The following is a 13,359-nucleotide window of genomic DNA, read 5'->3' as shown; positions in this document are numbered from 1 at the left end:
TTGTATAATAATTGTTTATTTTGACAACAATTGCTATTTAAAAAAACAATGCAGCTCATTATAGCTACTTAATACTAATCAGTGTAAGAATGTTCTCACTTCTTTATACTTAATAGTATTACATTAAAAGAAGGATAAATATGAAAACCTTAGTGCTTGGATCAACTTCTCCATTTCGTAAAACTATTTTAGAAAAACTTCAACTACCTTTTCACTGCGCAAAACCTAATATTGATGAAACGGCACTAAAAGGTGAATCCCCCCAAGCTTTGGTTGAGCGCCTTGCCATAGAAAAGGCAAAAGCGGTTACATCAGAATATCCAAACGCGTTAATTATAGGCTCAGATCAGGTTGCCGTTTGTGAAGGCGAAATTTTAGGGAAGCCTCATAGTTTTGACAATGCTGTTATTCAGCTGAGTAAATTTAGTGGTAAAAGCATTATCTTCTATACTGGCCTGTGCGTTTATGACAGTGAGAAAGATAAAGCAATTGCCTTGGTTGAACCCTTTACCGTGCATTTTAATCAACTGAGCCCAAAAGACATAGAAAATTATCTTAATGCTGAACAACCCTATAACTGTGCTGGTAGTTTTAAAAGTGAAGGTTTGGGTATTTGCTTATTTAACAAACTTGAAGGTGATGACCCAAATACATTAATAGGGCTACCATTAATTAAACTTGTTGCATTATTAAAGCAGCAAGGTATCGATGTCTTAGCTGAGCAAAGTAAAATAACTGATTAATAAATCGCTGTTTAAGAAAATCTAAAACAACCAGTAGCACAGTATTAAAGTGCTATTAGTTGTTTTAGGTATAGTAATTTTAGAGAATGCTACATGATTATCTGTGCACTGCTGCGGGTAGTAGTAATTGCTGTAACTCAGCAAGAGAGTCAACAATGGCTATTGGCTGGTAGTTGTTTAATATATCTCTATCGTGGACGCCAAGGGTAATACCTATCCTATCTATACCCGCCGTTTGCGCCATTTGCATATCATAACTAGTATCACCAATCATAACGGCTTGCTCAGGTGCAATGCTTAGCTCTGCTAGTAAGCTTAATAGCATCTGTGGATCAGGTTTAGATCGAGCCTCATCAGCACAACGTGATGCATGAAAAAAATGTTCTGTTTGGCTTGCAGAAAATACACGTTGTAATCCTTCTCGCCCTTTACCTGTTGCCACAGCTAACAGCTTGTCGTTATCGGTAAGTGCCTTTAATAACGACAGAGCATGTTCAAACAAAGGTGCCGGAGTACTATTCCCCTCGACATATTGAAATTTGTATTGCTCAAGCAAAGCAGTTATATCGATTTGAGAAGCACTAGGGAATAAAATATCAAGCACCTTAGGTAAACTTAAGCCTATGGTATTTTTTACGTTATTGACTGTCGGTATAGTCAACTGACAATGACGTGCTGCTGCTTGCATTGATGAAACAATACGAGCAATTGAATCCATCAAAGTACCGTCCCAATCAAAAATAACTAATTTATACTCAGTCATGCGCGTTATTCTTTAACCAACTTAGTTAACAGTTTCTCTAAACTAGCCTCCATCGGTGCTTCAATTTTTAAGCGTTCCTCTGTGCTTGGGTGAGTGAACTCAATACTAGCGGCATGTAAGAAAAGTCTTTTTAATCCTTTACTCTTCATCTGCTCATCAAACTCTTCATGACCATATTTTGCATCCATCGCAATGGAGTGACCACTCGTTTGACAGTGAACGCGGATTTGATGTGTTCTGCCTGTTACCGGGAAAGCCCTCACTAAAGTAGCACCACGATAGCGCTCTAACACTCTAAAGCGTGTTTCAGACTCTTTACCTTCTTGGTTATCAACAACGACAACGCGTTCACCTGATTTTAAATCATTTTTCTTTAGTGCATCAGTAACTCGCGTAAGTTTAGTCGGCCAATGACCTTTAACTAAAGCGTGATAAAATTTTTGTACATTTTTTTCACGAAACTGTTCATGTAAGTGTCGCAAAGTTGAGCGTTTTTTAGCTACCAGTAAACAACCAGACGTATCTCTGTCTAATCGATGAACGAGCTCTAACATTCGCGCATCTGGTCTCAACGCACGTAACGCTTCAATTAATCCAAAACTTAATCCGCTACCACCATGAACTGCCATACCTGATGGCTTATTGATAACAATTAAACGATCATCTTCAAAAAGTATTTGTTTTTCTAAATTAGCAACAATATTGAGTCCTGTAGAAACAGCATCCTTTTCTTCTGAAACTCTAATAGGGGCAATACGTAACTCATCATTTAACAATAATTTATAGACAGGTTTAATTCGCTTTTTATTAACTCTTATCTCGCCCTTACGCATTAAGCGATATAGATGACTTTTAGGAACACCTTTGAGCGTCCTTAAAAGGAAATTATCAATTCGTTGTCCTTCATCCTCACTATCTATAGTGATAAAACGTACTTTTGGCTTTTCGGGCTCAGGCTCGTTTGTTACTTGTTTAGGCTTTTCAGGCGTGATTTTTATCTGTTGAATTTTTTTTTCAACTGAGTGATGTTTTGTCTTTAATTTAATTTTAGGCACGTGTTTGGCTTTTTTGGTCTTAATTTCTTTCATAGCTGCAGTTTAACACACTTTATTTAGCGAATAATGCAATTAACTCCCTTTTTAATTGGCTAAACAACAAAGATAGTGGGATAATATCAGGGTTATTAGTTGATATTTAACGCTAACTGCGTATTAAGAAGCCATATTAAAGATTCACACACGGCTAATCAACGTAACAAATTTAACCCTAGAAGCTTTAAAGAGAGACGTAAGAGGCAAACTGCGGCCACATTTTTATGCGAACTTTTATTTTATTAACTGCACATATTTAGCGTTGATAAAAATAGAAAAAAGACATACTGATAGTACGGCCTATTGCATTATTTGACACAGTAAACCATCACTTTTGATGTTTTACCCGTTGTAGATTGTCAAATAAGCATAAACAGTTTTAACAATTTGATTTTGAATTGTTATTAGCCCAGCACCATAAAGCAATTATTATAAAATAGTATCAGAGCGAGAATGCACTGATATGTTGCACAGCACACACGCTGAGCACATAAAGAAATAATTTAGCATTGCCACTTAAATAAAGGGCGATGATATAAAAAACAATCCGAATTTATAATAGCTTAACTTGGTTTTATGACAGGTTAACTCTGACAACCGTGAGGTTGACAAACTGCTGTTACCAGAAAAACAGATTGCTTTGTGTCCTAAGCAAATGGTGTGTTGTGACTAAAATGAGTCCGGCAAACTATGAAACGTATGTTAATTAACGCTACCCAATCAGAAGAATTGCGCGTAGCACTAGTAGATGGTCAAAAGCTTTACGATTTAGATATTGAAAGCCCTGGTCATGAACAAAAAAAATCTAATATTTACAAAGCTAAAATCACCCGTATCGAGCCTTCTTTAGAAGCGGCTTTTGTTGATTATGGTGCTGATCGCCATGGTTTCTTACCAATGAAAGAAATCGCACGTGAATACTTCCCTAAAGGCTATACATTCCAAGGCCGACCTAACATTAAAGAAGTGTTACACGAAGGCCAAGAGGTTATCGTTCAAATTGATAAAGAGGAACGTGGTCAAAAAGGCGCAGCTCTTACCACCTTTATTAGTCTCGCCGGTAGTTATTTAGTATTAATGCCTAACAACCCGCGTGCTGGTGGTATTTCTCGTCGTATTGAAGGTGACGAACGTACTGAATTAAAAACATCATTAAGTAAACTAGATTTACCTAAAGGAATGGGTTTAATTGTAAGAACTGCTGGTGTTGGTAAAGATTACGACGAACTAAAGTGGGATCTCAGTGTTCTTTTGCATCACTGGCAAGCAATCAGTGAGGCAGGAAAAAGTCGTCCTGCTCCTTTCTTAATTCATCAAGAAACAAACCTAATTTTGCGTGCTATTCGTGACTATCTTCGCCGTGACATTGGTGAAGTATTAATAGATCGTCCTAAAACCTTTGAAAGTGTAAAAAAACACATTGAAGTTGTTCGTCCTGACTTCTTAAGTAAGATCAAGCTTTATACTAGTGATGTACCTTTATTTACTCACTACCAAATTGAAACTCAAATTGAGACCGCATTTCAACGTGAAGTTCGTCTACCTTCTGGTGGTTCAATAGTTATTGACCCAACTGAAGCGATGACTTCAATAGATGTTAACTCTGCCCGTGCAACTAAAGGTAGTGACATTGAAGAAACTGCTTTTAATACTAACTTAGAAGCAGCAGAAGAAATTGCTCGTCAACTACGTTTACGTGACTTAGGTGGCTTAGTTGTCATCGATTTTATCGATATGACACCTGTTCGTCATCAACGTGAAGTAGAAAATAGAATGCGTGATTCAGTTCACCAAGATAGAGCACGTATACAACTAGGAAAAATATCTCGTTTTGGTTTATTAGAGATGTCTCGCCAACGTTTACGTCCTTCTATTGGTGAAACAAGCCAAGGTGTATGTCCTCGTTGTAGTGGTACCGGTCATGTACGTGGCGTTGAATCTTTAGCGCTATCGGTATTGCGTTTAATGGAAGAAGAAGCCATAAAAGACAATACACTTCATGTACAAGCACAAGTGCCTGTACCTGTTGCTACCTACTTATTAAATGAAAAACGTCGCTCTGTTATGCATGTTGAAAAACATCATAACGTTAGGGTTTTAATCATTCCTAATCCACACATGGATACACCGCAATACGAAGTACTGCGCGTTAAAACGGATGAAACTGTTGTTGAAGCAAGTTATGAATTACCGGTAAAACAAGCTGAACTTGAAGAAGCTAAAATGCCGAAATTTGATAAAGTAACATCAAAGCCTGATGAACCTTTGATTCAAGGAATGACAGCACCAAAATCAGCTCCAATGCCTACTGAAAAAGCAGTAAAAGCTGACACCCCTTTGGTATCAAAGAAATCTGGTGGCTTCTTTACTTGGTTAAAGGGCTTATTTATTGCCGAAGAAGTAGTGGTTGTTAAAGAGAGTAAAGAAACAAGCACTAGTCAAAAACCTAGACGACCACAAGATAGACAAAGAAATCAGCAAGCAAAACGTCGTAATAATCGTGGCACCAATCGTCCCGATCGTAATGACGAGGACTCTACCAATCGTCCTGTTAATAAACAGAATGAACCAAGAACACCTCGTTCTAGTCATGATGAAGTGAATAAGCCTAAGAGACAACCTCGTAAGAATGATAGTGTAGAGAAAGAAAATGTCATTAAAGAAGAGAAAGTCGGTGAGCGTCGCCAACGTAGAACTAATCGTAAAAAAATACGTGTAAACCCAGCAAATATAGCTATCGATACAACTGAAGCATTAACAGCAGTTAACACAACTGAGAATGAACAGGTTAATACTCCTATTGTAGAAGACGTAGCTCAAAATGATGATAAACCACGTAATAGACGTTCTCCTAGACACCTAAGAGCAAATGGCCAACGACGTCGCCGTAGCAACAGTGATAGTGAAAATTCACAACAAGAACAGGCATTAACTGGTGAAGAAGTATCTATCGATGAATCTGTAGAGGCACGTTATCCTGCTACGACAACTGCACCTGTTGTAACTGCTCCTGTTGAAGCTGCACTTGTTGAAGCTGCACTTGTTGAAGCTGCACCTGTTGTAACTGCTCCTGTTGAAGCTGCACCTGTTGAAGCTGCTCCTGTTGAAGCGGCACCTGTTGAAGCTGCTCCTGTTGAAGCGGCACCTGTTGAAGCTGCTCCTGTTGAAGCGGCACCTGTTGAAGCGGCTCCTGTTGAAGCGGCACCTGTTGAAGCTGCACCTGTTGAAGCGGCTCCTGTTGAAGCTGCACCTGTTGAAGCGGCTCCTGTTGAAGCTGCTCCTGTTGAAGCGGCTCCTGTTGAAGCTGCACCTGTTGAAGCTGCTCCTGTTGAAGCTGCACCTGTGACTGAAGTTCAGCAAGAGTTACCGTTAGAACAAAAAGAAGATATTGTTGTAACTGCAGAAGTGACAAGTCAGTCTGCTGAAACAGTTGCAATAGAGAAGCTAGAAGTTGTTGCTCCTGTAGTTATTGACGTTGAAGCGGCTGAAGACAATATAGAAACTCAAGAAGATAAAGTTGAGGTTGAAGTTAAAAAAGTCAAGAAGGCTGCTCCTGCTGCGAAGAAAACCGCAACAAAAGATAAAAAGTTAGCAAGGCAAATTAAGAAAGCAAATAGTCTTTCTGGTCATGCAACAGCACCAATGACAAAAACAGAAACAATCTCAGTAATTAAAGAGATCCCAACAAGCTTTATGGCTGATAGTGAACGACAAGTTCATCAGTCATCAGGTAGGACTGCTATTCTTGCTGATGTGACAAGCCGTAGTAGCGCGATGGCTACTAAGCCATAGAACAACGCGTTCTTTAAACTTAAAAGCCAGTTATAAACATTATAACTGGCTTTTTTTTATCTAAATTTTAACGGCTTAAACACTATTCATTCCTACACCTTAGTTATTAAATTAATTATAAAAAGTATATGAATTAAGATGTTAACTCAGTACATTTATATAACATTATATTTACAAACCCATTAAAAAAAGTAATACAAAACTATAACTTAGCATTAACAAAATAGCTTGACTGTTGGCTTAAGCTAACGTTAAATGGTAAGGAGTAGAAGACCCACAGTTAATAAATTAGATAGGTCGTTATTGTTACCTAATTCAAATAGGGTAACTGATATAAAAGAGAGTAATAATTATTATGAAAAAATGGTTTTTTTCTGACAATGGTGAAGTAACAGGTCCTTTAGGGTTAAAAGAGTCAAATGAATTAATTTCAAAGAATCCTGACTTATATGCTTGGCACCCTTCTTACACTCATTGGGTCCCCGTTAGTTGTATTGATGAATTTGAAACGTCAATTTCCCCTCCTCCACCTCCAATAGAGATCCCAAGTGGTCTTATTGATGATTTAATTGGGGAAGAAAAAGAATTGATAACAACATTAGACCGTATTGATAAAACGATTAAAATCACGTCTGATTCTTTGTATGAAATTGATACTGACTTAGATAATTATGGAAGAACAGCTCGTGATTTAACAGAACAAGTTAAAATAGTGGTCAAGCAGATTGAAGAGCAGTACGCCTCTCTACAGAAAAACCTAGCTAACGTAATTAAAACTGATTATTAACACTGCTCGTTGGTTAAATACCAACTGAGTCGTTTATCAAATTAATTATAAAACTAACGTTAACAGATAAGAGTATTTACGATGAAAAAATGGTTTTTTTCAAATAATGGCAAAGTAACTGCCCCATTAGATTTAGACGCAGCGAAAGATTATTTAGCAAGTAACCCAAATGTTTATGGCTGGCACCCTTCCTTTACTCAGTGGAAGCCGGTCAATTGTATTAGTGAATTTGCCGATGTACTTCCGCCGACTGTGCAGTCGCCTTCAATTCCAAAAGAAATTTCTGACAAGTTTTTAGCTAAGAAACAACGTTTAGAATCAAAATTGACCTCAATTGACGATAGCATTAATCATAGTCAATCTTCTCTTGCTAAATTTGATAAACAAATTGAAGAGTATAAGGATCTAACTCAGAACTTAAATGATGATGTTAAAGGTGCTATTGATAACATTGAGAAGAAATACAACAACTTAAGACGTAAGTTATCTCAAGTTAAAGATGCTGTTAGTATAGCTGAGACTGAAATGACTGAGGTAGTGGACGACTTTGATCGTAGAATGAGCTCTAATGATATATTTATGCCTTCTTGTAACCAAAGCATAGCAATGTCACAAGACAGTGGTGGTAACGCACTTTCCAGCGCACAAGTAAGTAGAGCGAAACTTGCCCAAGAAAAATTAGCAACACCTCATAGTCGTGCTGACGCCGTCGAAGCAAAGGTTGAAGTAGCTCCTGTTGAAATAAAAGAGCTCGATAATAAAACAGCCAAAAACGTAGATAAAACTGCATCGAAATCACTTTCAAACGACACAGTCGAAGAGAGTCATTCAACTAAAGACAGCTTCAATGGCATGAAAAGCATGATGAAGTCTGTATTTAAAGGTGACAGTAAAGTAGAGAAAGTTGAAGTTAAAAAAGAAGATGTTAAAAAAGTTGAAATCAAAAAAGGTAAGGATGAGCCATTATCAATGGCTGAACGTTTGAAAATGGCCCAAAACAACCAGTAAAAATGTTCCTACAAAAGCTGTGACTTGTTGATAACATAGCAATAAAAAAGCCAGTCATTATTTATAATGACTGGCTTTTTTATTGCTTATTAACGAATAAGCCTTAGTTTTACCTTACATGCGCTAACGCTTGGTTGGCTAATCTAGTGATTTCAGACCAATTCTTATTGTCAACAATCTCATTTGATACTAACCATGAGCCGCCACAACAAACAACATTAGGTAAGGCTAAATAATCTCGAACATTATTTAAGTTTATGCCTCCCGTAGGGCAAAAACGAATATCAGGGAAAGGACCACCAATTGATTTAATAGCATTAACGCCACCGGATGCTTCAGCAGGAAAAAACTTTAAATGATCGTAACCATAATCGGCTCCTTCCATAAGCTCTGAAATCGAAGATATACCTGGTATTAACGCGATATTACCTTCATTGCCGGCTTGTAATAAATCTTTTGTTAAACCTGGACTAATAGCAAATTTAGCACCTGCATCATAAGACTGTTGTAACTGCTGACGATTGGTTACTGTACCCGAGCCTACGATAGCTTCTGGTAACTCTCTAGCAATGGCACTGATAACATCAAGTGCTGCTGGCGTACGTAGGGTTACTTCTAAGACTTTAATCCCAGCAGTTAATAGCGCTTCAGCAATTGGTAACGCTTCTTCAACGTTGTTAATTACTAGTACAGGAACAATAGGTCCCATGTTGAAAAGGTCCTTTGGCATAATTTGCCAATTTTTTGATACTGTCATAATTCCTCTTTATTTCTTTACGACACTTAACCTTAGGGTTAAATAGACGCTGAATTTTTTATATTGTTAATTATAATAAGGAGCCACGTTGTAACTCCTTAATCGTTATCTGTTCTTATTGGTTATGAATCGAATAACGAACACGCACCTGTTTCAGCCGAACTCAAGTTACGGCGCATAAAGCCAAATAACTCACGACCCATACCTTCATGATGGCCATTAACTTGAAATATTGACGTTTCGCGATTTGCTAACTCTTGTTCATCAACGAGGAGTGTCAATTCGCCCGTTTCACCATTTAGGCTAATCATGTCGCCTGTCTGAACCTTAGCAATCAAACCGCCATCAAGTGCTTCAGGGCATAAATGGATGGCTGCAGGTACCTTTCCTGATGCGCCAGACATACGTCCGTCAGTAACAAGAGCGACTTTAAAACCTTTGTCTTGAAGTACACCTAACAATGGCGTTAATTTATGTAATTCAGGCATGCCACGCGCTTTAGGTCCTTGGAATCTAACAACGGCAACAAAATCTTTTTCTAGCTCTCCTGCATCAAATGCAGTTTGTAATTCATGTTGGTCTTCAAATACAACAGCAGGGGCTTTAATGACAAAACTGCCTTCTCGAAGTGATGATGTTTTTATAACAGAAACACCCAAGTTACCTTTCATTACACGTAAACCACCATGAGCGCTAAATGGTTTAGCAACCGTTGCAATAATGGCATCATCAAGTGACTTTTCAACACAATCAACCCACTTAAGTTCACCATTATCTAATACTGGTTTTTTAGTGTAACGAGTTAAACCACGACCACATATGGTTTCTACATCTTCGTACACTAGTCCGCCTTCAATAAGTTCACGGAATAATAACGCCATCCCACCTGCTTCTTGGAATTGGTTAATGTCTGCATGGCCATTAGGGTATATACGTGTTAATAGTGGTACTTCTTCAGAAAGATCATTAAAATCTTGAAAGTTAATGATGATACCGGCGGCTTTAGCAAAAGCAATAATATGCATGGTTAAGTTAGTTGAACCACCTGTTGCCAGTAATGCAACAATTGCGTTTACCACTGAGCGTTCATCAACCATTTTACCAATCGGCATGTAACTGCCAGATTGCTGTGTTAAGCGTGTTGCTTGACGAGCAGCGGCTTTTGTTAATTCTTCACGAAGTTGTGTATTAGGCGCAATAAATGAAGCACCTGGTAAATGTAATCCCATTACTTCAACCACTAGCTGATTGGAGTTTGCTGTGCCGAAGAAAGTACAAGTACCAGCAGAGTGATATGATGCCGACTCAGCCTCAAGTAAAGCTTCTTCGTCTACTTCACCTTTAGCATGCTGCTGACGTACACGTGCTTTTTCTTTATTTGGAAGTCCTGAAGGCATTGGACCTGCAGGAACAAATACGGTTGGTAAGTGACCAAATGTCATACTCGCGATCAGTAATCCGGGTACTATTTTGTCACAGATGCCTAGCATTAATGCACCATCAAACATGTTATGAGATAGACCAACAGCTGTTGACATAGCGATAACATCACGGCTCATCAGGCTTAAATCCATGCCCGGTTGACCTTGAGTCACGCCATCGCACATAGCAGGAACACCGGCAGCAACTTGTGCAACACCACCTGCGTCTTTAACTGCTGCTTTGATAATATCAGGGTACGTTTGATACGGTTGATGTGCACTAAGCATATCGTTGTAAGAGGTAACAATAGCGATGTCTGAGTGTTGTATACCGCGTAACGAGGCTTTATCTTCTTTACCACAAGCTGCAAAGCCATGTGCTAAGTTACCACATGATAAGCCAGCACGATGTACCGTGTCTGATTTGGCTGCATCAATTTTAGCTAAATATTCAGCACGCGTTTTAGCACTACGTTTTATGATTCTGTCGGTAATATCTACTATTTGCTGTTTCATTTAATCTCTCAACTTATATACTTTTCATTTTGATCTAAAACTTAAACTTATTTTGCCAAGTGAGTTATGGTGCCCAAAAAATTTGAGTGTTTAAGCTAGGGTGTTGTAAAAATGCCCTGATAGGCATTTCAAACGGATCATCACCATTTAACGCTTGTGTTAATACCGTCTTCTTTCCTTCTCCGCATGAGTGAAGGAAAATATTTTTGCTGGTTATTAAGCTAGCAAAAGTAAAACTGATGCGCTGATGTGGCGCCGTTTTAGGTTGAACTTTCAGTAGTACGTCATCATTCGATTCATCGAGACCTGAAGTGATTTCGTCGCTACATGGGAATAATGAAGCCGTGTGACCGTCTTCACCCATTCCTAAAATTAATACATCTAGTGGTAACAATGTTTTACTTGCTGCTACGTTTAAATCAGCAAGAGTTTCGTCTGTTAGTTCATTACCTTGTTTAAGATGAAAAAACTTAGCTTTTTCAGCTTTATTTTGTAGTAAGTTTTCATGAACTAAACGGGTATTACTTGCATCGCTATCAATAGGAACCCAACGTTCATCAGCCAAGGTAATGGTTACCTTTGACCAATCAAGATCACTTTGTGATAACACGCTAAAGAAACCTTTAGGCGTAGAGCCTCCGGATACGGCAATGCTTGCTTTACCTGTCTCTTTAATTGCTTTAGCTAAAATATCACTGACCGTGTTTGCTAGTTGATTATCTAAATCGTCTCGTGAGGTGAATTCTGTTAATTGGTGCATAATTATTCTATCCACTGGCGATCATCACGCGCAATTAGAGATATTGAAGATACAGGTCCCCATGAACCCGCAGCATAGGGTTTAGGTGCTTCATTTGTTGTATTCCACGCTTCAATAATACTATCAGCCCATATCCAAGCAGCTTCAACTTCATCACGGCTAACGAATAATGACTGATTGCCATTTAGCACTTCTAACATTAAACGTTCGTAAGCATCAACAACACGTTCATCGTTATAAGTATCAGAAAAACTTAAATCTAACTTATTTTCTTGAATACGCATTTGTGAAGCAATACCCGGAATTTTGTTCATCATTTGTAACTCAACTCCTTCGTCAGGTTGCAAACGGATGGTTAATTTATTAGCAGGTAAGTCGCTGTAGCTATCTTTAAAAATATTATGTGGTTGCTGCTTAAAATGTACCACTATTTCACTGTGTTTCTTTGGCATACGCTTACCTGTTCGAAGGTAAAATGGTACGCCTTTCCAACGCCAATTATCTATCTCTGCTTTAATAGCGACAAATGTTTCTGTATTGCTATTAGCGTTCGCATCTTCTTCATTTAAATAACCAGGCACAGGTGCGCCATTTAAGAAGCCATCACTGTATTGACCACGAACAGCTTTATCTTTAATATTTTCTCGGTTGATTGCTTTTAATGCTTTAACAACTTTCAACTTTTCGGCACGAACACTTTCCGCACTTAAATCAGCCGGTGGCTCCATGGCCAAAAGAGATAATATTTGCAATAAGTGATTTTGCACCATATCGCGCATTTGTCCGGCTTCATCATAAAATCCCCAACGACCTTCAATACCAACACTCTCTGCTACGGTAATTTGTACATGATCTATGCTGTTACGATCCCAGTTGTTAGTAAATAGTGAGTTGGCAAAACGTAATACCAATAGGTTTAATACCGTTTCTTTACCTAAATAATGATCTATACGGTAAGTTTGGTTTTCTTTGAAGAATTCAGACACCTGATTGTTGATTTCAATTGAAGACTCAAGCGAGTGGCCAATTGGCTTTTCCATCACAACACGATCCGCATCGGTAATTAAATTAGCGTGGTCTAAGCCCTTACAAATATCACCATAAATTGCTGGTGGTGTTGAAAAGTAATAAACACGGGTAGTGTTTCCGCTCGCTAGCGCATCACCTAATTTATTAAATGAGCTGTACTCTTTGAAATCTAGCTGCTGATAAACCAATCGATTGATAAAACGTGCTAGCACTTCCTCATCTATTTTTTCTTTAACAAAATTATTTAAATTCTCTAAAACAACGCTTTTGAATTCTTCAAGGCTATGATCTTGTCTTGCCGCACCAACAATACGGCTATCTTTATTGATTAAACCACAGACTTCTAGTTGGTATAATGCGGGTAGTAGCTTGCGGCGAGATAAATCACCCAAGGCTCCAAAAATGACGATTTCACTCGCTGATTGACAATCTAAATTACTCATAGAATTTCTCTTATATAAAATTTCATTGCTTTAATTTTACTTATATATTTACTCATGCATCAAAGATAACGCGCTTACAGCAAAACTAATTAGATGTAACTAAACTACATATACATCTAATTTAGCGCTTGTTTAGTCGACAGTAAAGAACTTTTTGTAATTTTACTACATCAATTATCTTCATATCCAATTATCAGCCTTCAGATAAGGTAGCACGGTAAATAAAGGTCTCTTTACTATAGAAGCACA

10 protein-coding genes are annotated in these 13,359 nt (G+C 38.1%); 4 read left to right on the top strand and 6 right to left on the bottom strand.

Annotation, left to right across the window (positions count from 1 at the left end; all coding sequences use genetic code 11):
• Positions 1–140 precede the first annotated feature (140 nt).
• Positions 141–743 (top strand): Maf family protein, encoded by a 603-nt coding sequence (locus CXF71_RS10690; RefSeq protein ID WP_101232941.1) that lies wholly within the window; start codon positions 141–143, stop codon positions 741–743.
• Positions 744–840: 97 nt separating this feature from the next.
• On the opposite strand, the gene CXF71_RS10685 is transcribed toward CXF71_RS10690, so the two are convergent.
• On the bottom strand, positions 841–1,506 hold the full coding sequence (locus CXF71_RS10685) for an HAD-IA family hydrolase (RefSeq protein ID WP_101232940.1): 666 nt from the start codon (positions 1,504–1,506) through the stop codon (positions 841–843).
• A 5-nt stretch (positions 1,507–1,511) separates the two neighbouring features.
• Entirely contained in the window at positions 1,512–2,594 is a 1,083-nt protein-coding gene (gene rluC, locus CXF71_RS10680) for a 23S rRNA pseudouridine(955/2504/2580) synthase RluC (protein WP_232771447.1), read from the bottom strand.
• A 693-nt stretch (positions 2,595–3,287) separates the two neighbouring features.
• Here rluC and rne point away from each other — a divergent pair.
• From rne to CXF71_RS10665, 3 genes are all read left to right on the top strand, one after another.
• Positions 3,288–6,389, top strand: coding sequence for a ribonuclease E (gene rne, locus CXF71_RS10675; protein ID WP_101232939.1), 3,102 nt, complete (start codon positions 3,288–3,290; stop codon positions 6,387–6,389).
• A 355-nt stretch (positions 6,390–6,744) separates the two neighbouring features.
• Positions 6,745–7,176 carry a DUF4339 domain-containing protein gene (locus CXF71_RS10670; RefSeq protein WP_101232938.1) on the top strand — a complete coding sequence of 144 codons (432 nt, stop codon included), beginning with the start codon at positions 6,745–6,747 and terminating at the stop codon, positions 7,174–7,176.
• Positions 7,177–7,257: 81 nt separating this feature from the next.
• Positions 7,258–8,184 (top strand): DUF4339 domain-containing protein, encoded by a 927-nt coding sequence (locus tag CXF71_RS10665; RefSeq protein WP_101232937.1) that lies wholly within the window; start codon positions 7,258–7,260, stop codon positions 8,182–8,184.
• 109 nt (positions 8,185–8,293) lie between these two features.
• On the opposite strand, the gene CXF71_RS10660 is transcribed toward CXF71_RS10665, so the two are convergent.
• The 4 genes from CXF71_RS10660 to zwf all read right to left on the bottom strand — a co-directional run bounded on the left by CXF71_RS10660 (position 8,294) and on the right by zwf (position 13,110).
• Positions 8,294–8,941, bottom strand: a complete 648-nt coding sequence (locus tag CXF71_RS10660) for a bifunctional 4-hydroxy-2-oxoglutarate aldolase/2-dehydro-3-deoxy-phosphogluconate aldolase (protein WP_101232936.1) — start codon at positions 8,939–8,941, stop codon at positions 8,294–8,296.
• Between the two features lie 122 nt (positions 8,942–9,063).
• Complete coding sequence (edd, locus tag CXF71_RS10655; RefSeq protein WP_101232935.1) at positions 9,064–10,878, bottom strand: phosphogluconate dehydratase; 1,815 nt, start codon at positions 10,876–10,878, stop codon at positions 9,064–9,066.
• Between the two features lie 64 nt (positions 10,879–10,942).
• Complete coding sequence (gene pgl / locus CXF71_RS10650) at positions 10,943–11,638, bottom strand: 6-phosphogluconolactonase (RefSeq protein WP_101232934.1); 696 nt, start codon at positions 11,636–11,638, stop codon at positions 10,943–10,945.
• Between the two features lie 2 nt (positions 11,639–11,640).
• Positions 11,641–13,110, bottom strand: a complete 1,470-nt coding sequence (gene zwf, locus CXF71_RS10645) for a glucose-6-phosphate dehydrogenase (RefSeq protein ID WP_101232933.1) — start codon at positions 13,108–13,110, stop codon at positions 11,641–11,643.
• Positions 13,111–13,359: the final 249 nt, after the last annotated feature.

Source organism: Colwellia sp. 12G3 (assembly GCF_002836775.1).
Taxonomy (GTDB): domain Bacteria; phylum Pseudomonadota; class Gammaproteobacteria; order Enterobacterales; family Alteromonadaceae; genus Colwellia.
Note: the sequence above shows the minus strand (reverse complement) of the source record. Positions and strands in the feature narration are given on the sequence as shown.

Coding starts and splice junctions, on each gene's coding strand:
- CXF71_RS10660 (WP_101232936.1), bottom strand. CDS start 8,941: ATGACAGTATCAAAAAATTGGCAAATTATGCCAAAGGACCTTTTCAAC.
- rne (WP_101232939.1), top strand. CDS start 3,288: ATGAAACGTATGTTAATTAACGCTACCCAATCAGAAGAATTGCGCGTA.
- CXF71_RS10665 (WP_101232937.1), top strand. CDS start 7,258: ATGAAAAAATGGTTTTTTTCAAATAATGGCAAAGTAACTGCCCCATTA.
- CXF71_RS10690 (WP_101232941.1), top strand. CDS start 141: ATGAAAACCTTAGTGCTTGGATCAACTTCTCCATTTCGTAAAACTATT.
- pgl (WP_101232934.1), bottom strand. CDS start 11,638: ATGCACCAATTAACAGAATTCACCTCACGAGACGATTTAGATAATCAA.
- rluC (WP_232771447.1), bottom strand. CDS start 2,594: ATGAAAGAAATTAAGACCAAAAAAGCCAAACACGTGCCTAAAATTAAA.
- CXF71_RS10685 (WP_101232940.1), bottom strand. CDS start 1,506: ATGACTGAGTATAAATTAGTTATTTTTGATTGGGACGGTACTTTGATG.
- CXF71_RS10670 (WP_101232938.1), top strand. CDS start 6,745: ATGAAAAAATGGTTTTTTTCTGACAATGGTGAAGTAACAGGTCCTTTA.
- zwf (WP_101232933.1), bottom strand. CDS start 13,110: ATGAGTAATTTAGATTGTCAATCAGCGAGTGAAATCGTCATTTTTGGA.
- edd (WP_101232935.1), bottom strand. CDS start 10,878: ATGAAACAGCAAATAGTAGATATTACCGACAGAATCATAAAACGTAGT.